Annotated in this window: 25 protein-coding genes and 1 tRNA gene; 21 read left to right on the top strand and 5 right to left on the bottom strand. The window is 71.6% G+C overall.

Features of this window, described 5'->3' with window-relative positions:
• The first annotated feature begins 11 nt into the window (after nt 1-11).
• The 6 genes from O7620_RS20005 (at nt 12) to O7620_RS19980 (ending at nt 6,063) form a co-directional block, all read left to right on the top strand.
• On the top strand, nt 12-911 hold the full coding sequence (locus O7620_RS20005) for a TatD family hydrolase (RefSeq protein ID WP_278127072.1): 900 nt from the start codon (nt 12-14) through the stop codon (nt 909-911).
• Complete coding sequence (gene rsmA, locus O7620_RS20000) at nt 905-1,774, top strand: 16S rRNA (adenine(1518)-N(6)/adenine(1519)-N(6))-dimethyltransferase RsmA (protein WP_278124383.1); 870 nt, start codon at nt 905-907, stop codon at nt 1,772-1,774. Before O7620_RS20005 ends, rsmA begins: the two co-directional genes overlap by 7 nt.
• An 86-nt stretch (nt 1,775-1,860) precedes the next feature.
• On the top strand, nt 1,861-2,811 hold the full coding sequence (locus O7620_RS19995) for a 4-(cytidine 5'-diphospho)-2-C-methyl-D-erythritol kinase (RefSeq protein ID WP_278124382.1): 951 nt from the start codon (nt 1,861-1,863) through the stop codon (nt 2,809-2,811).
• A 199-nt stretch (nt 2,812-3,010) separates the two neighbouring features.
• Nucleotides 3,011-4,816, top strand: a complete 1,806-nt coding sequence (locus O7620_RS19990; protein ID WP_151491403.1) for an ABC-F family ATP-binding cassette domain-containing protein — start codon at nt 3,011-3,013, stop codon at nt 4,814-4,816.
• Between the two features lie 102 nt (nt 4,817-4,918).
• Complete coding sequence (locus O7620_RS19985; RefSeq protein WP_151491404.1) at nt 4,919-5,374, top strand: DUF4383 domain-containing protein; 456 nt, start codon at nt 4,919-4,921, stop codon at nt 5,372-5,374.
• 212 nt (nt 5,375-5,586) lie between these two features.
• The gene (locus O7620_RS19980; protein WP_151491405.1) at nt 5,587-6,063 is read left to right on the top strand and encodes a DUF4383 domain-containing protein; all 477 of its coding nucleotides are present in this window, start codon (nt 5,587-5,589) and stop codon (nt 6,061-6,063) included.
• 7 nt (nt 6,064-6,070) lie between these two features.
• On the opposite strand, the gene O7620_RS19975 is transcribed toward O7620_RS19980, so the two are convergent.
• From O7620_RS19975 to O7620_RS19965, 3 genes are all read right to left on the bottom strand, one after another.
• Nucleotides 6,071-6,757, bottom strand: coding sequence for a TetR/AcrR family transcriptional regulator (locus tag O7620_RS19975; RefSeq protein ID WP_151491413.1), 687 nt, complete (start codon nt 6,755-6,757; stop codon nt 6,071-6,073).
• Nucleotides 6,758-6,981: 224 nt separating this feature from the next.
• Nucleotides 6,982-7,947 (bottom strand): acyl-CoA desaturase, encoded by a 966-nt coding sequence (locus tag O7620_RS19970; protein ID WP_151491406.1) that lies wholly within the window; start codon nt 7,945-7,947, stop codon nt 6,982-6,984.
• Between the two features lie 164 nt (nt 7,948-8,111).
• Nucleotides 8,112-9,011, bottom strand: a complete 900-nt coding sequence (locus tag O7620_RS19965) for an AraC family transcriptional regulator (protein ID WP_278124377.1) — start codon at nt 9,009-9,011, stop codon at nt 8,112-8,114.
• 161 nt (nt 9,012-9,172) lie between these two features.
• Here O7620_RS19965 and O7620_RS19960 point away from each other — a divergent pair, with 161 nt between their 5' ends.
• From O7620_RS19960 to O7620_RS19920, 9 genes are all read left to right on the top strand, one after another.
• On the top strand, nt 9,173-9,931 hold the full coding sequence (locus O7620_RS19960; RefSeq protein ID WP_278124375.1) for an SDR family oxidoreductase: 759 nt from the start codon (nt 9,173-9,175) through the stop codon (nt 9,929-9,931).
• A 169-nt stretch (nt 9,932-10,100) separates the two neighbouring features.
• A tRNA-Gln gene (locus O7620_RS19955) sits at nt 10,101-10,172 on the top strand.
• A gap of 107 nt (nt 10,173-10,279) precedes the next feature.
• Entirely contained in the window at nt 10,280-11,815 is a 1,536-nt protein-coding gene (glmU, locus tag O7620_RS19950) for a bifunctional UDP-N-acetylglucosamine diphosphorylase/glucosamine-1-phosphate N-acetyltransferase GlmU (protein ID WP_278127071.1), read from the top strand.
• A 57-nt stretch (nt 11,816-11,872) separates the two neighbouring features.
• On the top strand, nt 11,873-12,853 hold the full coding sequence (locus tag O7620_RS19945; protein ID WP_030329105.1) for a ribose-phosphate diphosphokinase: 981 nt from the start codon (nt 11,873-11,875) through the stop codon (nt 12,851-12,853).
• A 392-nt stretch (nt 12,854-13,245) separates the two neighbouring features.
• A complete protein-coding gene (locus O7620_RS19940) occupies nt 13,246-13,941 on the top strand; it encodes a 50S ribosomal protein L25/general stress protein Ctc (RefSeq protein WP_151491408.1) in 696 nt (231 codons plus the stop codon).
• A gap of 95 nt (nt 13,942-14,036) precedes the next feature.
• Entirely contained in the window at nt 14,037-14,627 is a 591-nt protein-coding gene (gene pth, locus O7620_RS19935) for an aminoacyl-tRNA hydrolase (RefSeq protein ID WP_151491409.1), read from the top strand.
• 134 nt (nt 14,628-14,761) lie between these two features.
• Nucleotides 14,762-15,592: an inositol monophosphatase family protein gene (locus tag O7620_RS19930; protein ID WP_151491410.1), complete on the top strand. Its 831-nt coding sequence runs from the start codon at nt 14,762-14,764 to the stop codon at nt 15,590-15,592.
• Between the two features lie 75 nt (nt 15,593-15,667).
• Nucleotides 15,668-16,579, top strand: coding sequence for a sulfate adenylyltransferase subunit CysD (gene cysD / locus O7620_RS19925; protein ID WP_151491411.1), 912 nt, complete (start codon nt 15,668-15,670; stop codon nt 16,577-16,579).
• 74 nt (nt 16,580-16,653) lie between these two features.
• On the top strand, nt 16,654-17,907 hold the full coding sequence (locus tag O7620_RS19920; RefSeq protein WP_278127069.1) for a GTP-binding protein: 1,254 nt from the start codon (nt 16,654-16,656) through the stop codon (nt 17,905-17,907).
• A 385-nt stretch (nt 17,908-18,292) separates the two neighbouring features.
• Here the strand turns inward: O7620_RS19920 and galK are convergent, their stop codons facing one another.
• Together galK and galE are read right to left on the bottom strand one after the other, a co-directional pair.
• Nucleotides 18,293-19,462, bottom strand: a complete 1,170-nt coding sequence (galK, locus tag O7620_RS19915) for a galactokinase (RefSeq protein WP_278124373.1) — start codon at nt 19,460-19,462, stop codon at nt 18,293-18,295.
• Nucleotides 19,459-20,442, bottom strand: a complete 984-nt coding sequence (gene galE, locus O7620_RS19910; RefSeq protein WP_278124372.1) for a UDP-glucose 4-epimerase GalE — start codon at nt 20,440-20,442, stop codon at nt 19,459-19,461. Before galE ends, galK begins: the two co-directional genes overlap by 4 nt.
• A 195-nt stretch (nt 20,443-20,637) precedes the next feature.
• Here galE and O7620_RS19905 point away from each other — a divergent pair, with 195 nt between their 5' ends.
• The 6 genes from O7620_RS19905 to O7620_RS19880 all read left to right on the top strand — a co-directional run bounded on the left by O7620_RS19905 (nt 20,638) and on the right by O7620_RS19880 (nt 25,336).
• Nucleotides 20,638-21,774: a hemolysin family protein gene (locus tag O7620_RS19905; protein ID WP_278124371.1), complete on the top strand. Its 1,137-nt coding sequence runs from the start codon at nt 20,638-20,640 to the stop codon at nt 21,772-21,774.
• A 33-nt stretch (nt 21,775-21,807) separates the two neighbouring features.
• Nucleotides 21,808-22,833, top strand: a complete 1,026-nt coding sequence (gene trpS, locus O7620_RS19900; protein ID WP_278124370.1) for a tryptophan--tRNA ligase — start codon at nt 21,808-21,810, stop codon at nt 22,831-22,833.
• 25 nt (nt 22,834-22,858) lie between these two features.
• Nucleotides 22,859-23,428, top strand: coding sequence for a 2'-5' RNA ligase family protein (locus tag O7620_RS19895; RefSeq protein WP_225854345.1), 570 nt, complete (start codon nt 22,859-22,861; stop codon nt 23,426-23,428).
• Between the two features lie 79 nt (nt 23,429-23,507).
• Nucleotides 23,508-24,431, top strand: a complete 924-nt coding sequence (locus O7620_RS19890) for a YhjD/YihY/BrkB family envelope integrity protein (protein WP_278124367.1) — start codon at nt 23,508-23,510, stop codon at nt 24,429-24,431.
• Nucleotides 24,431-24,817, top strand: a complete 387-nt coding sequence (locus O7620_RS19885; protein ID WP_278124366.1) for a GntR family transcriptional regulator — start codon at nt 24,431-24,433, stop codon at nt 24,815-24,817. Before O7620_RS19890 ends, O7620_RS19885 begins: the two co-directional genes overlap by 1 nt.
• An 81-nt stretch (nt 24,818-24,898) precedes the next feature.
• Nucleotides 24,899-25,336 (top strand): hypothetical protein, encoded by a 438-nt coding sequence (locus O7620_RS19880; RefSeq protein WP_278124364.1) that lies wholly within the window; start codon nt 24,899-24,901, stop codon nt 25,334-25,336.
• Nucleotides 25,337-25,482: the final 146 nt, after the last annotated feature.

The raw sequence follows: 25,482 nt of genomic DNA, 5'->3' as shown, positions 1-25,482 counted from the left end.
CCCGGTGTGTGATGCTGTCGCTGATGAGCGAGCCGACTGAAACCCGCCGCGAGCGTGCCGCCCGGCGGGCCGGAGAGTTCCCGCCCGCCCCCGAGCCGCTGCCCCGGCCGGTGCTGGACAGCCATACCCACCTGGACATCACGGTCAGCGAGGCCGGCGTACCCGGCGGTGGGCCGGCCGACGACCCGGTCGCCGCGGCGGTCGCGGTGGCCGCGAAGGTCGGCGTGGACCGGCTGGTCCAGGTGGGCGTGGACGTCGCCTCCTCCCGGTGGGGCGCGGACACCGCCGACGCGTACCCCGCGGTGCTGGCCACCGTGGCGCTGCATCCCAACGAGGCGCCCCGGCTGGCCGACCTCGACGAGGCGCTGCGGGAGATCGAGTCGCTGGCCGCCCGCGACCGGGTGCGGGGGATCGGCGAGACCGGGATGGACTTCTTCCGTACCGGCGACGAGGGCCGCGCCGCGCAGGAGGCCAGCTTCCGGGCGCACATCGCCATCGCCAAGCGGTACGACAAGGCGCTGGTCATCCACGACCGGGACGCGCACGCGGACGTGCTGCGGATCCTCGACGACGAGGGTGCCCCGGAGACGGTGGTGCTGCACTGCTTCTCCGGTGACGCCGAGTTCGCCCGCGAGTGCGTGCGCCGGGGCTACCTGCTCAGCTTCGCCGGCACCGTCACGTTCGGCAGCGCCACCGCCCTGCGCGAGGCCGCCGCGCTCACCCCGCTGGACCAGATCCTGGTGGAGACCGACGCCCCGTATCTCACCCCGACGCCGCACCGTGGCCGGCCGAACGCGTCGTACCTGATCCCGCTCACCGTCCGCGCGCTCGCCGCGACCACCGGCACCGACCTCGACGACCTGTGCGGGGCCATCTCCGCCACCGGCGACCGGGCCTTCGGCCCGTGGTGAGCCTCCTCGGCCCGGCGGAGATCCGGGAACTCGCCGCCCGGCTGGGCGTCGCGCCCACCAAGAAGCTGGGCCAGAACTTCGTGCACGACCCGAACACGGTGCGCCGGATCGTCACCGCCGCCGGCCTGACCCCCGACGACGTCGCCCTGGAGGTCGGCCCGGGCCTCGGCTCGCTGACCCTGGGGCTGCTGCCGGTCGCCGGGCACGTACACGCCGTGGAGATCGACCCGGTGCTCGCCGGGGCACTGCCGGAGACCGTCGCCCGGCACGCCGGCGCGGACGCCGGCCGGCTCACCGTGCACCAGGCCGACGCGCTGCGCGTCGACGCCGCCGAGCTGGCCGACCCCGCACCGACCGCGCTGGTCGCGAACCTGCCCTACAACGTCGCCGTTCCGGTGGTGCTGCACCTGCTCGCCGAGCTGCCCAGCCTGCGGCACGGGTTGGTGATGGTGCAGAAGGAGGTGGCCGACCGGCTGGTCGCCGGTCCCGGCTCCAAGGTGTACGGCATCCCGTCGGTCAAGCTCGCCTGGTACGCGACGGCCCGCGGCGCCGGCCGGGTGCCGCCGAACGTGTTCTGGCCGGTGCCCAACGTCGACTCCGGCCTGGTCGCCTTCACCTGTCACGAACCGCCCCGCGCCGACGTACCCCGGGAGCGGGTCTTCGCCGTGGTGGACGCGGCGTTCGCGCAGCGTCGCAAGACCCTGCGCGCGGCGCTGGCCGGCTGGGCCGGCGGCGCCGACCGGGCCGCCGCCGCGCTCGTCGCGGCCGGCGTCGACCCCGGTGCCCGGGGGGAGTCACTGACCGTCGAGCAGTTCGCCGCCATCGCCGCGTCGGCTCCGGTCGGTACGCCGGCCGCGAAGTAGGCTGACGCCGTGCCTGCCGAGGACGCCGAGGAGCTGATCGTGGCCAAGCCGTTCGACATCCGCCTGCGCGGGCGGGACATCACCCCGTGACCGAGGCCTGGCGACCGGACGACGAGGACGAGCGACGTGGGGCCGTCGGCCCGGTGAAGGTGCGGGTGCCCGCGAAGGTCAACCTGCACCTCGGGGTGGGTCCGCTGCGCCGTGACGGCTACCACGAGCTGAACACCGTCTACCACGCCATCTCCATCTACGACGAGCTGACCGCCCGGCGGGGCGACACGCTGGCGTTGACCATGGAGGGAGAGGGCACCGGCGAGCTGGCCCTGGACGACTCCAACCTGGTGATCCGCGCCGCGCACGCCCTCGCCGGGTACGCCGGGGTCCTGCCGCACGCCCGTCTGCACCTGCGCAAGCAGATCCCCCTCGCCGGAGGGCTGGCCGGCGGCAGCGCCGACGCGGCCGCCGCGCTGGTGGCCTGCGACGCGCTGTGGGGCACCGGCCTGTCCCGTGACGAGCTGGCGGGGATCGCCGCCGACCTCGGCTCCGACGTGCCGTTCCTGATCTACGGGGGCACCGCGCTGGGCACCGGCCGGGGCGAGGCGGTCAGCCCCGTGCTGGTCCGCCCCACCTCCTGGCACTGGGTGGTGGCCATCGCCGACGGGGGCCTGTCCACCCCGGCCGCGTACCGCGAGTTGGACCGGCTGCGCGAATCCGGCGCCGCCGGCGACCCGCTGGGCAGCACCGACGCGCTGCTGGGCGCGCTGCGTCAGCGTGACCCCCGGGTCCTCGCCCGGACGCTCGGCAACGATCTTCAGGACGCCGCGCTGGCCATGCGCCCGGCGCTTGCCGACACCCTCAAGGCCGGCGAGGCGGCGGGCGCGCTCACCGGCATCGTGTCCGGCTCCGGCCCGACCTGCGTCTTCCTCGCCGCCGACGCCGCCAACGCCGAGCGGATCGCCGCCGAGCTGAGCAGCGCCGGCGTGTGCCGCCAGGCCCGGGTCGCACACGGCCCAGTAGCGGGCGCCCGCGTCATCTAACCCCCGTGCCACGGCGTCCCGGCGTCCCCGCCCCTGCTCCGCCGATCTTGCACTTTTGGTCGCCGAGATGACTGGAATGCCCCTTACGGCGCGACAGTAACTGCAAGATCGCGGGAGGGGGGCGGGTCCGCGTACCCTTGGGGTCGGCGTCCCGAGGTGCCCGCCGGCACCCGGACGCCTTGATCTTGAAGGGTGGACTGTGGCCAACATCGTCAATCTGGACCGGGTGTCCAAGGGGTACGGCGCCGCCGGGCGGCTGCTCACGGACGTCTCGCTCGGCCTGGACGACGCCGACCGGATCGGTGTGGTCGGCCTCAACGGTGCCGGCAAGTCCACCCTGCTGCGCCTGCTCACCAAGCAGGAGGAGCCCGACGACGGTCGGGTCACCCACCGCCGCGATCTGCGCGTGCTCTGGCTGCCGCAGCAGCTCACCCTCGCCCCCGACGCCACCGTCCGGGACGTCGTGCTCGGCACCGCCTGGCTCGGCGAGGGCATGGGCGCCGAGCACGAGTGGGCCGGCGACGCGGGCGTGCGCAACATCCTCGACGGCCTCGGCATGCCGCACCTCGGCCTCGACCAGCCGGTCGGCCCGATGTCCGGTGGCGAACGCCGGCGGGTGGCGCTCGCCGCACTGCTCGTCCGCGACTCGGATCTGCTCATCCTCGACGAGCCCACCAACCACCTCGACGTCGGTGGTGTCGACTGGCTGGCCCGGCACCTGGTCGGTCGCCGGGGCGCCCTGGTCGTCGTCACCCACGACCGGTGGTTCCTGGACGCGGTCTGCACCACCACCTGGGAGGTCGCCGACCAGACCGTCCGCGCGTACGAGGGTGGCTTCGCCGCCTGGACCCTCGCCCGCGCCGAACGTGAGCGCGTCGCCGCCGCCACCGAGGCCCGCCGGCAGAACCTGCTCCGCAAGGAGATCGCCTGGCTGCGGCGGGGCCCGCCCGCCCGCACCTCCAAGCCCCAGTTCCGCATCGACGCCGCGAACGCGCTGATCGCCGACGTGCCGCCGGCCCGCGACACCATGTCGTTGCAGCGGATGGCCACCTCCCGGCTCGGCAAGCAGGTGTACGACCTGGAGAACGTCGAGCTGCACGCCGGCCCGAAGGAGATCCTGCGCGACGTGACGTGGCTGGTCGGTCCGGGTGACCGGATCGCCATCCTCGGCGCCAACGGGGCCGGCAAGACCACCCTGTTGCGGATGCTCGCCGGCATCACCCGCCCCGACGGTGGCCGCCTCGGCACCGGCTCCACGGTGCGGCCGGCGTTCCTCTCCCAGGAACTCGCCGAGCTGCCCGGGCACCTGCGGGTGCTCGAAGCGGTCGAGGAGGTCGCCCGCCGGGTGCAGCTCGGCGACCGGGAGGTCTCCGCCGCCCAACTCGCCGAGGTCTTCGGCTTCGACGACCGCCGCCTCTGGACCCCGGTCAGCGACCTCTCCGGCGGTGAACGTCGCCGGTTGCAGATGCTGCGGCTGCTCGCCGGCGAACCCAACGTGCTGCTCTTCGACGAGCCCACCAACGACCTGGACACCGACACCCTGGCCGCGCTGGAGGACCTGCTCGACTCGTGGCCGGGCACGATCATCGTGGCCAGCCACGACCGCTACCTGATCGAGCGGGTCACCGACACGGCGTACGGGATGTTCGGCGACGGCCGGCTCGTGCACCTGCCGGGCGGGGTCGACGAGTACCTTGCCCGGACCGCCGAGCGGGCTGGCCCTTCTCGGGCCGGTGCCGCGCCGACCGTCACGTCCGGCGAACCCACCGCGACCGGCATGTCGGCCGCCGAGGTGCGTCAGGCCCGCAAGGAACTGACCCGCCTGGAACGCCAGCTCGGCAAGCTCGACCAGCGCGAGGCCACCCTGCTCGATCAGCTCGCGGCCGACGCCACCGACTACGCCCGGGTCGCCGAACTGGACACCCAGCTCAAGGATCTGCGGGCCGAGCGGGAGCGGATCGAGGAGAGCTGGATGACCCTCGCCGAGGAGCTTCCGGAGAGCTGACCGGGCCGGGCGCGCCGGCGCGGGGGCCGTGTGCGGCGTCACACCGCCACATGCGGGACAATCGTCGGCGACACCTCACCCCACGGCGTTGGAGACTCAGACATGGCCCACACCCCCGTCAACCACCCCGCGCGGCCGATCTACCGGGCGATCGGCGGGTTGACCGGTCTGTACCTGGTGGCATTCGGTGTGCTCAGCATCATCACGAGCACCGGCAACGAGATCCTCGCCCAGGACGACACCCGGGTCCTCGGCCAGGGCACCAACCTCGCCCTCGGGCTGCTCAGCGTGCTGCTCGGGCTCATCGTGCTGGTCGGCACCGCGCTCGGCCGCAACATCGACGTGGCGATCAACCAGTGGCTGGCGTACGCCCTGATGGTGATCAGCCTGGCCAGCCTCGCCTTCATCCGGACCGACGCCAACATCCTCAACGTCAGCATCGTCACCGTCATCGTGATGATGACGGTCGCCCTGGTGCTGCTCATGGTCGGGATGTACGGCAAGGTCGGCACGGAGGATGAGGCGGAGGCGTTCCAGAAGGCTCGTCTGGTTCTCTGAGCCTTCCCGTGGTCACTGGTGTGGTTTTCGCCGGAGCCCGAGTTGCTCCGGGCGGTCAGGCCTGATCCCTGCGCAGCTCGGGCTCCGGCGAAAACCTGACCCGGTCCTGCCATTCGGCGGACCATTCTAGCTTTGGGGTTTTTCGGACAGTTGGCTCTTCTTTGGGCGACAATCCTCCTGAATCGGTCTAACTCAGGTGGATGGGGTCTGGTATGCCGCACTTTCCGGTCAACCATCCGGCTCGGCCGTTGTACCGGGTCCTCTCCGGTCTGATCGGCGTCTACATCCTCGTCTTCGGCGTCTGGGGTGTCGCCGAGACGATCGGTGACCCGCTGTTCGATCGGAGCAGCACCTGGGCGCTCGGGCTGCGCACCAACCTGGCCTTCTCACTCGCCTCGGTGGTCTTCGGAATCGTCCTGATCATCGGGGCGTCCCGGCGCACCAACCTCGGCCACTACATGAACCTCACCGCCGGCGTGGTGTTCCTGGTGACCAGCATCCTGACGATGTCGGTGCTGCAGACCGGCGCGAACGTGCTCAACTTCTCGATGTCGACAGTGATCGTGTCGATGCTGTTCGGGCTGATCCTGCTCGGCACCGGTCTCTACGACAAGGTGGGTCCTCCGGAGCACGCCGAGGCGGAACTGGAGCACCGCAAACACCCGGTGGCCGACGTGCACCGCCGCTGACCGGGGGTCAGCGGCGACGGCTGGTGATCAACGTCGGCTTCGCCTCCAGGTGCGACAACCCGTTCCAGGCCAGGTTGACCAGGTGCGCCGCGACCGTCTCCTTACGCGGCTTGCGCACCTCCAGCCACCAGCGGCCGGTCAGCGCGACCATGCCCACCAGCGCCTGCGAGTACAGCTCGGCGAGCTTCGGGTCGTACCCGCGGCTCTTGAACTCGGCGCCGAGGATGTGCTCGACCTGGTGCGCCACGTCGTTCATCACGCTGCTGAAGTTGGCCGTGCCCGACATCAGCGGCGACTCGCGGACCAGCACCCGGAACCCGCTGGTCTCCTCCTCGATGTAACCCAGCAGGGCCAGAGCCGCCTGCTCCAGCAACTCCCGAGGATGCCCGGCCGTCAACGCCGTGGTGATCCGGTCCAGCAGAGCCCGGACCTCCCGGTCCACCACCACCGCGTAGAGCCCCTCCTTGCCGCCGAAGTGCTCGTACACCACCGGCTTGGAGACCTTGGCGCGGGCCGCCACCTCCTCGATCGAGGTGGCGTCGAAACCACGCTCGGCGAAGAGCTGCCGGCCGATCGCGATCAACTGCTCCCGCCGCTGGGCCGCCGACATGCGGACCCGCGAGGTGGGCTTCGGTTTGGGTGCCGGGGCCGGGGGCGTACGCCGACCGCCGGCACCGTCGCTGACCTCGGGCATGCCGCCGCCTCGCTGGCGCTCGGTGACGCCCTGCCGTGGAATGGTGCCTCCGTCGTGCCCGTTCACGTCGTCGCCTCACTGGCGAGCGGTCCGACCGCCCGGCCGCGCCGTCCGACCGTACCCGGATCGGGCCCGGCTCCCCGTCCGCCGAGCCGTCCGGTCCCCCCGCGTCGCTCGGTCATCCGGCCATCCTGCCAGGCGGCCTCCCGGTGCACCGCCCGGTTTTACCGGGGTGCGACCGGCTTCACGAGCTTTGCGGCGAGCCGTTCCGGCTTCGGCCAGCGCACCTGCGACGCCGCACCGAACTTCTCGAACAGCCAGATCACCCGGGCCGAGATGTCCACCTGACCGCGCAGCACACCGTGCCGGGCGCTGGTCGGGTCGGCGTGGTGCAGGTTGTGCCAGCTCTCGCCGAACGACAGGATCGCCAGCGGCCAGAAGTTCGACGCGCGGTCACCCTGGCGCATCGCGAAGGGGCGCTCGCCGTAGACGTGGCAGACCGAGTTGATGGCCCAGGTGACGTGGTGCAGCAGGCCGATCCGGACCAGCCCGGCCCAGAAGAACGCGGTCAGCGCGCCCTGCCACGACCAGGTCACCAGACCGCCGATCAGCGCCGGGCCGAGCAGCGAGACGGCCACCAGCGCGGGGAAGAGCCGGTCCACCCGGCTGATGTCCCGGTCGGCGATGAGGTCCGGCGCGAACCGCTCCCGGTTGGACAGCTCCCGACGGAACAGCCAGCCCACGTGGGCGTGGAAGAGGCCCCGGGTCAGCGCCCAGAAGCTGGTGCCGAAGCGCCACGGCGAGTGCGGGTCACCCTCCAGGTCGGAGAACGCGTGGTGCCGACGGTGATCGGCCACCCACTGGATGATCTCGCCCTGCACCGCGAGCGAACCCGCGACCGCCAACGTGACGCGCAGCCACCGCTTCGCCTTGAACGATCCGTGGGTGAAGTAGCGGTGGAAGCCCACCGTGATGCCGAGTCCGGAGACCACGTACCAGACCAGTCCGATGATCACGTCGGTCCAACCCAGCCAGCCACCCCATGCCAACGGCACCGCGACCAGAAGGGCGACGAAGGGGATCACCACGAAGGCCCACAGCGCGGCCAGGATCCCGGAGGACTGACTGCCGTCGGTGAGTGGTTTGGGGCCGGGGCCGGCGGTGTTGGGTTCGAGCAGGGTGGTGGACATGGCACCTCGCAGAGGGGGGCGGAAACGATTACGAAGCTACGCCTACGTTACCGTAACTTACGGCACCGTAGATCGCACGAGGAAGTTCCGAAAACCCACGGCCGTTCGGGAAAACAAGCAGGTCAGAGCCTTGAAATGCGGGACCGGCCAACGCGTGCAGACCTTCACGGCAGCGACGACGCGGCGCTGCGGCCGGCGCCGCGCAGCTGAGCGGAATCGATGCTCGGCGGTGCGCCGAACTGGCGGCGGTACTCCCTACTGAATTGTGACGGGCTGTCGTAGCCGACCCGCTGACCGACACCGGTGACGTCGCTGGGGTGGGTGGCGAGCAGCAGCCGGGCCTCCTGGAGCCGAATCTGCTTCTGGAACTGGATCGGGCTCATGGCCGTGACGGCCTGGAAGTGGCGGTAGAACGCGGACACGCTCATCCCGGACAGTCGGGCCACATCCTCCACCCGGAAGGACTGCCGGTAGTGGTCGCGGATCCAGTGGACCGCCCGGGCGATGTGGGTGAGGCTGCTGTCCGCGAGGCCCAACTGACGGACGATGGCACCCTGTTCGCCGGTGATCAGTCGCCAGAGGATCTCCCGGATGGTGAGGGGCGCGAGCACCGCGAGGTCGCGCGGCCGGTCGAGAAGTCGCAGCAGCCGGATCACCGCGTCGAGCAACTCGTCCGAGGCGTCGCTGACGGCGATGCCCGGCAACGCGCTGCCGCTGCGGGGAATGTCGCCGGCGGCCTGCAACAGCAGTTCGGCGATGGCGGCCGGCTGGAGCGTGAGCCCGAACCCGAGCGCCGGCCGGTCGGGGCTGGCCTCGGTGAAGTGGCCGGTGACCGGCAGATCGACCGACGCGACGAGGTACTGGCCGGCTCGGTACTCGTAGACGCGGTCACCCAGCGCGAGCCGCTTCGCGCCCTGCGCGATGACCGCCAGCACCGTGCCGGACATCGACGCCGACGGCGCGTTCGACCGCTCGACTTTCGAGATCAGCACGCCGTCGATGGCGGTGCCGCCGTCCGGCCGGGCATGGCGGGCGAGGAGGGCGCGCAGTTCGTCGAGGTGCACGAGTCGATTGAAGCACCCGACACTATTCCCCACAAAGAGAGGATCAGGCAAGAGGCGGAGAACATTCAGCTATCAGTCCCCCTGTTCAAGCTGGTTGTCTGGGGTCAGTCAACTCCCCAGGAGCATGCAACGGCTCCACGAATGAACAGGTAGGCGAAGTTATGCGGGTCGCTATCGTCACCGGCGCCAGCTCGGGCATCGGCCAGAGCGCTGCCATCCAGCTCGCCAAGCGCGGGTCCGGAGTCATCCTGACCTACAGCAACAACCAGCCGGGGGCGCTGGAGACTGTGGAGAGCATCGAGAAGGAGGGCGGCACGGCCGTCGCGTTACCGCTGGACGTCGGCCGGAGCGAAACCTTCCCGGCCTTCCGCGAGTCGGTCGGCGCGGCACTGCGCGACACCTGGCAGCGGGACACGTTCGACTCCCTCGTCAACAACGCCGGGTTCGCGCAGATGGCGCTCTTCGAGGACACCTCCGAGGACCTGTTCGACCGGCTCATGCGGGTGCTGCTCAAGGGGCCGTTCTTCCTCACCCAGGCCCTGCTGCCGTTGCTGGCCGACGGCGGCGCGATCGTCAACACCAGCAGCAACTCCGCACTGGCCGCCGGCCTGGAGCCCGGCTACTCCGCGTACGCCTCGATGAAGGGCGGCCTCATGGTGCTGACCCGGTACATGGCGAAGGAGTTCAGCACCCGCGGCATCAGGGTCAACTCCGTTGCCCCCGGCTCCACCCGGACGCGCCTTGCCGACAACGCCTTTGAGCGGTTTCCCGAGGTGATCCCGCTCCTCGCCGCGAAGACCGCCCTCGGTCGGGTGGGCGAGCCCGACGACATCGGCATGGTGATCGCCACGCTGCTCAGCGAGGAGGGGCGCTGGATCACCGCGCAGAACATCGAGGTCGCCGGCGGGTACAACCTCTGATCGACGCCTCTGCGGCGTTCGGGGTCGGGCCTGGACGGCCCGCCCGGACGCCGTCCGGGCGCCCCGCCGTCTTCCGGCGGGGCGGGATGAGCGATGGCGTCCGGCGGATGGGGCGCTAAGGTATAGCGCGGGATGCCCATCCCCAGATGCGACGCGCTTGTGTCGCTGATCGGCCGTGGTGTAATTGGCAACACCCGGGTCTTTGGTACCCGTATTTCAGGTTCGAACCCTGGCGGCCGAGCTGCCCCCTAACGTCCGTTTTGGGTCCCACTGGGGGTAAGAGGGAACCGTGCCGGGCCCCGCGGTTAGCATGACCGCGAGAGTGTCCGCCGTCCCGACGGGAGCCACATCGTGCCCCAGCCCCACCTTCGTACCGTCGTCGTGCTCGCCGCCGGTGAGGGCAAGCGGATGAAGTCGACACTGCCCAAGGTGCTGCACCCCCTGCTCGGTCGTACGCTGCTCGGCCACGTGCTGAGCGCGGCCGCGCCGCTGGCCGCGGACCGCACCGTCGTGGTGGTGGGGCACGGCGCCGACCAGGTCCGGAGCCACCTGGGCGAGGTCGCCCCGGAGGCGACCCCCGTCCTCCAGGCCGAGCAGCTCGGCACCGGGCACGCCGTCCGGATCGCGTTGGAGGCCGTCCCGGAGGGCGCCGGCACCGTCGTGGTGATCAACGGGGACGTGCCGCTGCTGCGCCCGGAGACGGTGGGTGCGCTCGTGACCGCGCACGAGGAGGCCGCCGCGGCGGCCACCGTGCTGGCCGCCGAGGTGCCCGACCCGACCGGCCTCGGACGGATCGTCCGGGACGCCGACGGGCGGCTCGAGCAGATCGTCGAGGAGCGCGACGCCGACGCCACGCAGCGCGCGCTCCGGGAGATCAACGCCGGCATCTACGCGTTCGACGCGGTGCGGCTGCGCGACGCGCTCGGCAAGCTCTCCACCGACAACGACCAGGGCGAGGAATACCTGACCGACGTCTTCGGCCTGCTCCGCTCGGCCGGCGAGCCGGTCGCGGTGCACGTGGCCGTCGATCACGTCGAGACGTTGGGGTGCAACGACCGGGTGGAGCTCGCATCGCTGCGGCGTCTGCTGCGCGACCGGGTCAACGAGGCATGGATGCGCACCGGTGTCAGCCTGCTCGACCCGGCGACCACCTGGATCGACGTGACGGTCGCGCTGGACCGCGACGCGGTGGTGGACCAGAACACCCAGCTGCGCGGCGGCACGGTGGTCGGCGCGGGCGCGCTGATCGGGCCGGACGTCACGCTTGTCGACACGATCGTCGGCCCCGGCGCGTCGGTGGTTCGCAGCCACGCCGTCGGCGCCGAGATCGGCCAGGGCGCCAGCGTCGGGCCGTACGCGTACCTGCGGCCAGCCGCGCGGCTCGCCGACAAGGCGAAGGTCGGCACGTTCGTCGAGGTGAAGAACTCCGCGATCGGTGCCGGCTCGAAGGTGCCGCACCTGACGTACGTCGGCGACGCGACGATCGGTGAGCAGACCAACATCGGCGCGGCCTCGGTCTTCGTCAACTACGACGGGGTCAACAAGCACCGCACGGTGATCGGCAGCCACGCCCGCACGGGCGCGGACAACATGTTCGTGGCGCCGGTCGAGGTGGGCGACGGCGCGTACACGGCCGCCGGCTCGGTGATCGTGGACGACGTGCCGGCGGGCGCGATGGGTGTCGCACGGGCGCGCCAGCGCAACATCGAGGGCTGGGTGGTGAAGCGGCGGGCCGGTACGGCGGCGGCCGAGGCCGCGCAGCGCGCCGGCGACGCGAAGGGTGCGTCGGAGGTGGCCGGCACCGCAAGCGACAGTGAGGCAATGCACGGGCAGGCCGAGACGGTGGGCGGTGCGTCCGGCGCGGGAGATACTGCAACCGACTAGTCCCCGACCCACCACCACCGGGTCGGGTACCGCCGACAAACGGGAGCAGACGGGCCCATGGGCAGCATCGTCGCCGAAAACCGCAAAAGCCTGATGCTCTTTTCCGGACGGGGCTTTCCGGAGCTGGCCAAGGAGATCGGCGAGGTGCTCGGCGTGGCGCCGACGCCGGCCGACGCGTACGAGTTCGCCAACGGCGAGATCTTCGTACGCTTCAAGGACTCGGTGCGTGGTTCGGACGCCTTCGTGGTGCAGTCCGTGACGCACGGGGTGAACACCTGGGTCATGGAGACCCTGATCATGGTGGACGCGCTGAAGCGGGGGTCCGCCAAGCGGATCACCGTGGTGCTGCCGTTCTACCCGTACGCGCGGCAGGACAAGAAGCACCGCGGTCGGGAGCCGATCTCGGCCCGGCTCGTGGCGGACCTGCTGAAGACGGCCGGCGCGAACCGGATCCTCACCGTCGACCTGCACACCGCGCAGATCCAGGGCTTCTTCGACGGCCCGGTGGATCACCTCTTCGCCATGGACATCCTGGCGGAGTACGTGGAGCACAAGTACGCCGGCCGGCCGATGACGGTGGTGGCACCGGATTCGGGGCGGGTGCGGGTGGCCGAGCGGTGGACCGACCGGTTGGGCGGCTGCCCGCTGGCGTTCATCCACAAGACCCGCGACCCGATGAAGCCGAACCAGGTGGTGGCGAACCGGGTCGTCGGCGAGGTGGAGGGCCGGGTGTGTCTGATCGTGGACGACATGATCGACACCGGTGGCACGATCGCCAAGGCTGCGGACATCCTCAAGGAGTCGGGCGCGGCGGAGATCGTGGTCGCGTCCACCCACGCGCTGCTGTCCGACCCGGCGACCGAGCGGCTGAAGAACAGCTCGATCAGCGAGATCGTGGTGACCAACACGCTGCCGTTGCCCCCGGAGAAGCAGCTGGACAAGCTGACCGTGCTGTCGATCGCGCCGCTGTTGGCGCGGGCGATCCGGGAGGTCTTCGACGACGGCTCGGTGACCACCCTCTTCGGCGGCCTGAGCTGAGCGCGGCCTGAGCTGAGCGCGGCCTGAGCTGAGCGTGGGCCTGAGCTGAGCTGGGCGCGGTTGGGCCCCTTTTCCGCCAGTCGGCGCGCCGACGGGGGGCCGGGCTGACAAACTGGTCGAAAAGGGGGCTGGCGTGCTGGCGGGAACGCCGTCGGCGCGCCGGCCCGGAGCCGTGACCGGGGACTGCCGGAAACCTTGGAATCAGCTCGGGTAGACTGGTGCGGTTGCCACGGCGAGGGTGCCCGGCGGGCCGCTGAAGAGCGCCGCACGGAGGCACCGTCATCGACGCGGTGCTCCGGGCAGTCGTTCATGACGCATGAGCCCCAGCGAGCCCCTCGCCCCAGCACCGCCAGACGACAAGCCGCCGCAGCGAAAGCATCAGGAGTTTCCCCGTGTCCGAGGTAAAGATCAGCGCCGAGCCCCGCACCGAGTTCGGCAAGGGTGGTGCCCGTCGTACCCGCCGGGCCGGCAAGGTGCCCGCCGTGCTGTACGGCCACGGCGAGAAGCCCAAGCACATCGCGCTGCCGTCGCGGGAGTTCGCCGCGGCGATCCGCAAGGGTGGCGCCAACCAGCTCTTCGCGATCGACATCACCGACGGCACCCAGGTGCTGGCGCTGCCGAAGGCGATCCAGCGTGACCCGATCCGGGACACCTTCGAGCACGTCGACCTGCTCCTGGTCCGGCGTGGCGAGAAGGTCACCGTCGAGGTTCCGGTTCAGCTGACCGGCGAGGCCGCACGGGACACCCTGATCGTGCACGACCACGACACCCTCTCGGTGACCGCCGACGCCACCAAGGTGCCCGACCACCTCGAGGCCTCGATCGAGGGCCTGGAGGCGGGCTCCCAGGTGACCGCCGCCGACGTGCAGCTGCCGGCCGGTGTCGAGCTGGTGGGCGACTCGGAGCTGATGGTCGCCTCGGTGACCGCCGCGCCGACCGCCGAGCAGCTTGAGGCGACGCTGCCCGAGGTCGAGTCGGCCACCGAGGAGGCCGAGGCTGAGGTCGGCGAGGGCACCGAGGGTTCCGAGGGCGCGGACGCCCCGGCCGCCGAGGGCGACGAGACCACCGAGGCGCGCACCGAGGCCTGATCGGTTCGTACTCTGCTGGCAGGCGTCCCCGAGTGTTCGGGGGCGCCTGCCGGCGTATCGGGAGTCGGTGGGACGGACGTCGGAAGGGACGGGTCGTGACGGACGAGGCGGGGCCGTGGCTGGTGGTCGGCCTGGGCAACCCGGGCCGGGAGTACGCCGGTAATCGGCACAACGTCGGGTTCATGGTGGCCGACCTGCTGGCCGGGCGGGTGGGCGCGCGGTTCGGCCGGCACAAGCGGGCGGTCGCCGAGGTGGCCGAGGGACGGCTGGGATTCGGCGGACCGAAGCTGGTGCTGGCGAAGCCACTGACGTACATGAACCTGTCCGGTGGGCCGGTGGCGGCGCTGGCGCAGTTCTACAAGGTGCCGGCGGCCCAGGTGGTCGCGGTGCATGACGAGTTGGACATCGGCTTCGGCCAGGTGCGGATCAAGTGCGGCGGTGGCGAGGGCGGGCACAACGGCCTGCGGTCGATGTCGAAGTCGTTGGGCACGAAGGACTACGTCCGGGTGCGGTTCGGCGTCGGCCGGCCACCGGGGCGGCAGGACCCGGCGGATTATGTGCTGTCGGATTTCAGCGCCGCCGAGCGCAAGGAACTGGATTTCCTGGTGGACCGTGCCGCGGACGTGGTGGAGTCGGTGATCGTCAAGGGCGTGGAGCCGACCCAGAACCTCTACCACGGCGCCTGAGCCGGGCGGGGCGTACCGGATCCGTAGCAGTGGGCCGGTAGTCTGCGCCTCTTGGCGGGCCGCGACCGGCGAGGTGCCCCGCGGTGGAGCGTGCGTGCGGGCACGGCGCGCGGCGAGGTGACGGGAGCGGGCAGATGGGCAGTCCTCCGATGATCGACGGCGCGTTCGCCCGGTGGTTGGCGGCCCGGGCCGGTCAGGTGCTGCTCGATCTGCGCGCGGAGTTGGGTTTCACCGACGCCGGCGCGCTCAGGTCGGCCGGGGACAAGGTGTCGCACGACCTGATCCGTACGGAGTTGGCGAAGTGGCGGCCGGGCGACGCCGTGCTCTCCGAGGAGGACGAGGGGTCGCGGCTGGCCTGGGCGGCGGAGGTCAACACCGAGGCGGTGTCCCGACTGGCCGCGGACCGGGTGTGGATCATCGACCCGTTGGACGGCACCCGGGAGTTCGCCGAGGAGGGCCGCTCGGACTGGGCCGTGCACGTGGCGCTGTGGGCGCGCAGTGCGCCGAGCCCGCAGGGGCTGGTCGCCGGGGCGGTCGGGCTGCCGGCGCAGCACCGGGTGCTGGGCACCGACTACCCGCCGGCGTACCCGCCGATGACGGTGGAGGCGGCGACGGCGGGTACCCGGGTGATCCGTTTGGCGGCGAGCCGGAGCCGGCCGCCGGTGTTCCTCACCGACCTCGCCGAGGACGTGGGGGCGAAGCTGGTGCCGATGGGTTCCGCCGGAGCGAAGATCGCCGCGGTGATCACCGGCGAGGTGGACGCCTACATCCATGCCGGCGGGCAGTACGAGTGGGACTCGGCGGCGCCGGTGGCTGTGGCGACGGCCACCGGACTGCACGCTTCCCGGATCGATGGTTCTGCGCTGAAATACAACGAGGCGGATCCGCGCCTGCCTGACCTGCTGGTCTGTCGCAAGGATCTCGCCACCCGGTTGCTTGCAGCGCTGCAGAGACATTCCGGGTAGCCTGAGCGGACTTTCTTGACATGCCCGACCGGAAAGGTCTGGAAATCGGATGAGCGAGCGAATCGAGCCGGTGTCATGACCACCCCCGCGGCCTACCGGGTCTCCCACCTGGACGCCCTGGAGGCGGAGAGCATCTTCGTGATGCGCGAGGTGGTCGCCGAGATGGAACGCCCGGTGCTGCTCTTCTCCGGCGGTAAGGATTCGATCGTCATGCTGCGGCTGGCGCAGAAGGCGTTCGCCCCGGCCAACATTCCTTTCCCGGTCATGCACGTCGACACCGGGCACAACTTCCCCGAGGTGCTCGAATACCGCGACCAGCGGGTCGCCGAGCTGGGACTGCAGCTCGTGGTGGCGAGCGTGCCGGAGGCCCTGGCCAGCGGGCTGGTCCGGGAGTCCGGCGACGGGATGCGCAACCGGATCCAGACGCCGGTGCTGCTGGACGCGGTGGAGAAGCACCGCTTCGACGCGCTGTTCGGCGGCGCCCGCCGCGACGAGGAGAAGGCCCGCGCCAAGGAGCGGGTGTTCAGCTTCCGCGACGAGTTCGGCCAGTGGGATCCGAAGAACCAGCGGCCGGAGTTGTGGTCGCTGTACAACGGCCGGCACCACCCGGGCGAGTCGATCCGGGTCTTCCCGCTGTCCAACTGGACCGAGTTGGATGTGTGGCACTACATCGCCCGGGAACGGATCCCGCTGCCGTCGATCTACTACGCGCACGAGCGCGAGGTGATCGAGCGGGACGGGATGGTCTACGCGGTCAACGAGTTCTTCCGGCCCCGCGCGGGTGAGGAGCGGTTCAAGGCGCAGGTGCGCTACCGCACCGTCGGCGACGCCTCCTGCACCGCGGCGGTCCGCTCCGACGCGGACACCGTGGAGAAGGTCATCGAGGAGGTGGCGGCCACCCGGATCACCGAGCGTGGCGCCACCCGTGGTGACGACCGGGTCAGTGAGGCCGCCATGGAGGACCGCAAGCGGGAGGGCTACTTCTGATGAGCACCGAGATCGTGGCATCCGCGAATGCGGAGGCCCGGGCTGTCACCGGGGCCGGGCCGGAGGCCCGGCCGATGGACCTGCTGCGGTTCGCGACCGCCGGCAGCGTGGACGACGGCAAGTCGACCCTGATCGGCCGGCTTCTCTACGACACCAAGTCGCTCTTCACCGATCAGTTGGCCGCGGTCGAGGCGGTCAGCGCGGCCCGTGGCGACGAGTACACCAACCTGGCGCTGCTCACCGACGGCCTGCGCGCCGAACGCGAGCAGGGCATCACCATCGACGTGGCGTACCGGTACTTCGCCACGCCCCGGCGCAAGTTCATCATCGCCGACACCCCCGGGCACATCCAGTACACCCGCAACATGGTCACCGGGGCGTCCACCGCCGACCTGGCGCTGATCCTGGTCGACGCGCGCAAGGGCCTGGTCGAGCAGTCCCGCCGGCACGCGTTCCTGTGCTCCCTGCTGCGGGTGCCGCACCTGGTCCTGTGCGTCAACAAGATGGACCTGGTCGACTGGTCGCAGGAGGTCTACGAGCGCATCGCCGACGAGTTCACCGCGTTCGCCGCGAAGCTCGACGTACCGGACCTGACCGTGGTGCCGATCTCCGCGCTGCGCGGCGACAACATCGCCGCCCGCTCGGAGAACATGCCCTGGTACGAAGGCCCGTCGCTGCTGCACCACCTGGAGCGGGTGCACATCGCCAGCGACCGCAACCTGGTCGACGTCCGGTTCCCGGTGCAGTACGTGATCCGACCGCAGTCCACGACGGTCACCGACTACCGCGGTTACGCCGGTCAGGTCGCCTCCGGCGTGCTCAAGCCGGGCGACGAGGTGATGGTGCTGCCGTCCGGCTTCACCAGCCGGATCGCCGCGGTGGAGACCGCCGAGGGGCCGGTCGCGGAGGCGTTCCCGCCGATGTCGGTGACGGTACGACTGGCCGACGAGATCGACATCTCCCGGGGCGACCTGATCTGCCGTCCCAACAACGCTCCGGCGGTGGCCCAGGACATCGAGGCGATGGTGTGCTGGATGGACGAGACCGCCCCGCTTCGGGTCGGCGGCCGGTACGCGATCAAGCACACCACCCGGTCGGCGCGGGCGATCGTGCGCGGGCTGCACTACCGACTGGACATCAACTCGCTGCACCGTGACGAGTCGGCGGACGAACTGCGGCTCAACGAGATCGGCCGGGTGCGGCTGCGGACCACGGTGCCGCTGCTTGCCGACGAGTACCGCCGTAACCGCACCACCGGCGGCTTCGTCATCATCGACGAGACCACCAACCGCACGGTAGGCGCCGCCATGATCGTCGAAGCCAGCTGACCCCAAGCCGGCACCCACCCGGGCGGCCTCCGGCCGTGCCAGTCCGTGCCGCCCTCGGCTGTGCGCTCGTGCGGCCCTCGGTTGTGCCAGTCCGCCCCGCCTGGGCCGCGCGCTCGTGCGGCCGTCGGCTGTGCCAGTCCGTGCCGCCTCGGCCGCGCCGCCTGCTGCCCCAAGATCGCGCTCGATCCACGAAGTAGTGGCCTCGGCAAACGGCCGAGGCCACTACTTCCATGTACGAGCCCGCCCCGCCCCGCGCCCCCGCCCCGAGCCCCCCGCCCCCGCCCCGGTGATCAAGAGGTTTGCGTCAAAATCCGGGCTCGGATTGACGCAAACTTCTTGATCAACTTGCGGTGGGTGGGGGGTGCGGGTGGGTGGGGGGTGGGGGTTACGGGAGGCGGGTTGTTCCGGGGGAGGGGAGGACCGTGAGTGTGGTGGGGGCGGTGAAAGCGCGTTCGGCGTACGCCGCTTTCACGGCGGTGGCTACCGTGTCGGCGCGGTCGACCCCGACCAGGGCCAGGACGCAGCCGCCGAAGCCGCCGCCGGTCATCCGGGCGCCGAGCGCACCGGCCTCCAGCGCCGCCTCGACCGCCGTGTCGGTCTCCGGGACGGTGATCTCGAAGTCGTCGCGCATCGAGACGTGTGAGGCCGTGAGCAGCGGGCCGATGTCCTGGACGCGGCCGGCGCGCAGCAGCGCCACCGTGTCCAGCACACGCTGGTCCTCGGTGACCACGTGCCGCACCCGACGTCGGGTCTCGTCGTCGTCGAGTCGGGCCAGCGCGGAGTCGAGTTGGTCGACGGTCACGTCACGCAGCGCGGGAACGCCGAGCGCCTTCGCGGCCGCCTCGCAGGATCGGCGACGGGCGGCGTACTCACCGTCGGCGTGCCGGTGCGGCGCCCGGCTGTCGATGACCAGCACGGCCAGCCCGGCGGCGTCCAGGTCGAACGGGATCTGCTCGACCGACTCGTCGCGGCAGTCCAGGAAGAGGGCGTGCCCGGCGCGGCAGCGGATCGCGGCGGACTGGTCCATGATCCCGGTCGGCGCGCCCACGTAGACGTTCTCCGCCCGCTGTGCGAGCCGGGGCTGCCGTTCGGCGGGCAGGTCCAGCCCACCGAGGTCGAGCAGGGCGGCGAGGACGGCCGACTCCAGCGCGGCCGAGGACGACAGGCCGGCGCCCAGCGGCACGTCGGAGGCGATGGCCAGCCGGGCACCGGGGGCCGGGTGGCCCGCGTCGCGCAACGCCCAGACCACTCCGGCCACGTACGCGCCCCACCCGGTGACCCGACCCGGCTCGGCGACGTCGTCCGCGCCGAAGGTGATCGTCTCGCCGGAGAGCTCGGACCAGACCGTCCACTGCTCGCCGTCCTGCCGGTCGGCGGCGACCACGGTCCGCAGTGGCAGCGCGAAGGGCAGCACGAACCCGTCGTTGTAGTCGGTGTGCTCGCCGATCAGGTTGACCCGACCGGGAGCCGCCCAGCGGCCGGCCGCGTCGCCGCCGTACTGGCTGGTGAAACCCTCGGCGGCCCGCTCGGCGACGTCACCGGTGGGGTTGGTCATGACTGCTCCAGGACGTGCGCGCGGTAGAAGGCCCAGGCGTCGCCGACCATGTCGTGCAGGGTCGGCTTGTCGGGCACCCAGCCCAGCTCGTCGCGGGCCAGTGCGGAGGAGGCGACGAGTTCGGCGGGGTCGCCCTCGCGACGCGGGGCCACCTCGACCGGCACGGGTCGCCCGGTGACCTCGCGGACCACATCGACCACCTGGCGGTTGGTGAAGCCGTTGCCGTTGCCCAGGTTGTAGATCCGGTGCTGACCGCCGGCGGCGGCGTCCAGGGCCAGCAGGTGCGCGCGGGCGAGGTCGGCGACGTGGATGTAGTCACGGACGCAGGTGCCGTCCACGGTGGGGTAGTCGTCGCCGAAGAGCTGGAGCTTCTCCCGCCGGCCGGCGGCGACCTCCAGCGCGATCGGGATCAGGTGGGTCTCCGGGTCGTGCCGCTCGCCGAGCGAGACGTCGCCGTCGAGGTGCGCGCCGGCCACGTTGAAGTAGCGCAGCGAGACGGCGGCCAGCCCGTGCGCGATGGCCTCGGAGGTGAGCGCCATGTCGACGGCGAGTTTGGTGGCGCCGTACGTGTTGGTGGGCGCCTTGACCGCGGTCTCCGGGATGGGCAGCTCGGTGGGGTTGCCGTAGACGGCGGCGGTGGAGGAGAACACCATCCGGGGCACCCCGGCGGCCCGGACCGCGTCGATCAGGGCGAGCGTGCCGACGGTGTTGGTCTGCCAGTACAGCTCGGGCTTGACCATCGACTCGCCGGCGGCGATCAGGGCGGCGAAGTGCAGCACCCCGTCGAAGCCGGCGTCGGGGGTGACGATCCGGGCGGCGTCGTGGATGGACGCCTCGACGTGGGTCGCGTCGGGGGCGAGTGCCTCACGGTGGCCGGTACGCAGGTCGTCCAGGACGACGACCTCGTGCCCCGCGTCGAGCAGCATCCGGGTCACCACGCTGCCGATGAAGCCGGCGCCCCCGGTGACGAGCAGTTTCACGTCGTTGCCTCCTGTTTCGACCCCGCCCGGGACTGGCCCTTCGGTGATCACCCTACGGCCGCGGCGGGCACCCTCGCCGACCACGCCACCATCACTATTCCATCATAATCTCTCATGATTAAACAGACCCGCACATGACGGTCCGTCGTCCGCGAATCCCGGTGCGGGCGGCGAACGGTGTCTACCATCTCTGTCATGCGGGAAGCGGCCCGTACCGGGCTCCGGCGACGCGCGCCGGGGCGGCCCCGCCGCGACCCCGGCCCGCTCGCCCGGGCCGTCGCCCGCGTGCTGGTCCGCACCGCCGACGGGGCCAGCCGCCTCGTCACCGACCTGCTCGGCGCCGGTCCGGCGGCCGGCCGGGAACGCATCTCCGAAGCCGAACTGCGGGACCTGGTCGCCGCGAACACGGTGCTCGACCCGGACGAGCGGCGGATCATCGACGAGGTTCTGGTGGCCGGCGCCAGCCTCGTCCGCAAGGTGATGATGCCCCGCACCGAGGTGGTCTTCCTGCCCGCCCGGCTGACCATCGCCGAGGCCGCCCGGCTGGTCCGCGCCGAGACGCACACCCGCTACCCGGTCACCGACGGCACCCACGACGACGTGGTGGGTTTCGTGCACCTGCGCGACGTGCTGCTGCGCCCGGACGTCGACCCGTGCGTCACCGTCGGCGAACTGATCCGCGAGGTGAAACGGCTGCCAGGCAGCAAACGGGTGCTGCCCGCGCTGACCGAGATGCGCCGGGAGGGCCAGCACCTGGCGGTGGTGGTCGACGAGTACGGCGGCACCGCCGGGATCGTCACCCTGGAGGACCTGATCGAGGAGTTGATCGGCGAGATCCACGACGAGTACGACGCCGCTCCGGACCCGGTGCACGCCGGCCTGCCCACCGTGGTGGACGGTCGGCTCAACCTGTCCGACTTCGCCGAGCGGACCGGGGTGGTGCTGCCCGCCGGGCCGTACGAGACGGTCGGCGGGTTCGTGATGGCCGCGCTGGGGCGGCTGCCGGTGACCGGTGACGAGGTGTCGGTGCCCGGTGAGCCGGTCGACGTCGACGAGCCCGACCCACCGGCCGGCTGGTCGTTGCGGGTGGTGGCGCTGGACGGACGACGGGTGGCGCGCCTCGCGGTGTCCGCCGCACGGACCGCGGAGCAGCGGCCCGATCCCGCCGCCGTGCCGTCGCGCCAGCCCGGGGTGGGCCAGCCGCGGGATCCGCTGGCCGGGCAGCGGCGTCGGGCCTCGGTCGGGCCGACCCGCCGGGTCGACGCGGGGGAGCCGCACGAGGTCAACACGCCCACACCGGCGGGCCGCGGCCGACCCGCCGGCCCGTCATGACGGACCCGGTTGCTTGCTGACAGAATTATCGCCATGTCCGACGTTCCCGCCCGTCCCCGCGTCTTCTCCGGCATCCAGCCGACGGCCGACTCGTTCCACCTCGGCAACTACCTCGGCGCGGTACGGCACTGGGTGGCCCTGCAGGAGACCCACGACGCGTTCTACTGCGTGGTGGACCTGCACGCCATCACCGCGGGGCACGACCCGGCGCTGCTGCGCCAGCGGACCAGGGTGGCCGCCGCCCAGCTCTTCGCGGTCGGCCTCGACCCGGAGCGCAGCACCCTGTTCGTGCAGTCGCAGGTGCCCGAGCACCCGCAGCTGGCCTGGGTGCTCGGCTGCATCACCGGCTTCGGCGAGGCCAGCCGGATGACGCAGTTCAAGGACAAGTCGCAGAAGCAGGGCAACGAGAGGGCCAGCGTCGGGCTCTTCACCTACCCGATCCTGCAGGCCGCCGACATCCTGCTCTACCAGGCCAACGCGGTGCCCGTCGGCGAGGACCAGCGCCAGCACCTGGAGCTCTCCCGGGACCTGGCCCAGCGGTTCAACTCGCTGTTCGGCACGACGTTCACGGTGCCGGCGCCGCACATCGTCAAGGACACCGCGAAGATCACCGACCTGCAGGAGCCGACGGCGAAGATGTCCAAGTCGTCGTCCTCGCCGGCCGGCATCATCGACCTCCTGGACGATCCGGCCCGCTCGGCCAAGAAGATCCGCTCGGCGGTGACCGACACCGGCCGGGAGATCGTCTTCGACACCGAGACCAAGCCGGGCGTGTCCAACCTGCTGACCATCCACTCGGCGCTCAGCGGGCGCGGCATCGACGAGCTGGTGGCCGCGTACGCCGGCCGCGGCTACGGCGACCTCAAGAAGGACCTGGCCGAGGTGGTGGCGGAGTTCGTCCGACCGATCCAGGAGCGCACCCGCACGTACCTCGACGACCCGGCGCAGTTGGACAAGCTGCTCGCCGCCGGCGCCGAGAAGGCCCGGGCGGTGGCGGGGCCGACGCTGCGGTCGGCGTACGAGCGGGTCGGGTTCTTCCCGCCGGTGCGCGGCGAATAGCGCCGCGGGACAGGTGGGCGGGTCGGTGGCCGAGAGGGCGGCGCGGAGCGTGGATCGCAGTGGCGGGGTGCCGCCCGCCGGCGACACCATCCAGATCGGCATCGCGGTGGACATCCCGGAGCCGTGGGGTGGCCACCTCACCCGGCGACGGGTCGAGGCCGGTGACCCGCTCGCGGTGCCCGCGCACGTGACGCTGCTCGGGCCGACCGAGATCCCGACGGCCAACCTGCCCGCCGTCGAGGAGCACCTGGCCGGCGTCGCCGCCACGCATCTGCCGTTCGCGCTGCACCTGCGGGGCACCGGCACCTTCCGCCCGGTGACGCAGGTGGTCTTCGTCGCGGTGGCAGCTGGGATCAGCGAGTGCGAACTGCTGGCGGCGGCCATCGCCGCCGCGCCGGGCCTGCACCGCGAGACCCGCTTCCCGTACCATCCGCACGTCACCGTGGCGCAGGACGTCGCGCCGGAGGCTCTGGACAAGGCGTACGAGGACCTCGCCGACTTCTCGGCGATGTTCGAGGTCGACGCGTTCACCCTCTTCTCGCACAGCGGGCAGGCCCGGTGGCAGCCGCGTCGGGACTTCCGGCTCGGCGACTGACCGGCCGGCGACGCGCCGGTCGGCGAGCATCGGAAGCCGGTTGCCACTACGGCGGTGGGAGATCGGCGAGGATGATCGCGTGAACGTGATCGGCCAGATCGAGGCGGGCATCGACCGCTGGGTGAGTGCCGCGCGCGGCCGATCCGGCCTCTTCGACCACGTGTGGCGCGCCGGAGCGCTCTACGCCGAGGTGCTCGCCGGGCGGCTGGCCGCGGCGATCGCCTACTACGGCTTCTTCGCGGTCTTCGCGCTCGCTCTGGTCGCGTACTCCATCTTCGGCGCGATCCTGGAGGACAACGACGAGGTCAGTACGGCGGCGGCCGGGTTCCTGAAGGAGAACCTGCCGTTCCTGGACGCGCAGCAGATCGCCAACTCCAGCGGCACCGTGGGCGTGGTCGGTCTCGTCATCCTGGTCTTCACCGGCATCGGTTGGGTGGAGGCGATCCGCTCCTCGCAGCGGCTCATGTACGCCCTCAACCAGCAGCCGGGCAACCTCGTGGTCCGGCGGCTGGTCGACCTGGGCGTGATGATCGGCGTCTTCGTGCTGCTCGGCCTCTCGGTGGCGGCGGTGGACGCGTTGGAGTCGTTGCTGCGTTTCCTGCTGCGCAGCACCGGGTCGGTCGGCCTGACCACGATCAGCGCCGTGCTCAGCGTGCTGGTCAACGCGGTCCTCGCCACCGCGCTGCTGCTCGCGGTGCCCCGGCTGCGGATGAGCCGGTCCCGGCTGCGCCCGGTGGTGCTGCTGGTCGCCGTCGGCATCACGCTGCTCAACACGGTCGGGCGGTACTACGTGGTACGCACCGAGCGGAACCCGGCGTACACGGTGGTGGCCGGCGCGGTCGGTCTGCTGCTCTACCTCTACCTGCTCAACCAGTTGGTGCTGTTCGGGGCGGCGCTGCTCGCGACCAGCACGAAGGGGCGGGTGGTGGACCTGGCGGAAGGTGCCCCGCCGGTGGATCTCGACGAGGACACCGACCCCGGGGCACCGGGCGGTGCGGGCTGATGGCGGAAGGTGCGCAGGTGCTGATCACGGTCGACCCGGACTCGTCGGTGCCCCCGTACGAGCAGGTGCGGGTGCAGCTCGCCGGGCTGATCGGCGACGGCCGGTTGCCGGTGGGCAGCCGCCTGCCCACCGTCCGGCAGCTCGCCGCCGACCTGCGGCTGGCCGCGAACACGGTGGCGCGGGCGTACCGGGAGTTGGAGACGGCCGGCCTGCTGGAGACCCGGGGGCGCAACGGGACCTTCGTCGCGCCCGGCCGGGACGACGCGGTCGACCGGCTGCACCGGTCGGCGGCCGGCTACGCGGCGGAGGCGGCCCGGCTGGGCGTACCGCCCGCCACCGCGCTCGCCCTGGTCCGTGCCGCCCTGGACGCGACCCGTCCCGGCTGACCGGCCCGAGAACCCCCGCCGGACGGGCGGTACTGCCGCGAACCGCGTCCGACACTCGCGTTTGCGGACCATGATGAGCCGGTGGGCGCACTCATGACACTGGACCTGCCGGCCGACTCGCCGATGCTCGGCCTGCCGTGGATCATCACTTTCGGTCCGCTCGGTGACCTCGACGAGTGGGAGCCCGTGGTCTGCGGACCGTACGAGCGACCGCACGCGTTGGCGCTGGCCGAGGCGGTGGTGGCCGATGAGCAGCTGATGGCCGTGGTGGAGCCGCTGCTGCCGGCGCTGTCGGCCGACGAGATCCGCAGCGAGATCGCCGCCGCGCAGGTCGCCGCCGAGGACGAGGCGCGTCAGGTCGAGGGAGCCGACCTGTACGGCGACTTCGAGGACGTGATCGACGAGGAGTTGGACGCCGCTGCCGACGAGGCGGGCCACGGCGAGCCCGCCGAGCCGCCGAACGAGGCCGAGGTCCGCGCCGGCTTCACCCGGATCGCGGCGCTGCTCACGGCGAAGTGACGCTGGTCGGCACCCAGCGCCGCGCAGACGGACACCGGCGCCGCGCGGAGCGGACTCCGCGTGGCGCCGGCACCACCTCACCCCCCACCACAAGGGGCCGGTAGCCCAGTCGCCCGTTGGCGCGGGGCACGACGGACGACCAGGTC

Origin of the sequence: Micromonospora sp. WMMD710, assembly GCF_029626045.1 — a bacterium.
Taxonomy (GTDB): Bacteria; Actinomycetota; Actinomycetes; order Mycobacteriales; family Micromonosporaceae; genus Micromonospora.
This window is presented reverse-complemented; position numbering and strand designations above follow the sequence as displayed.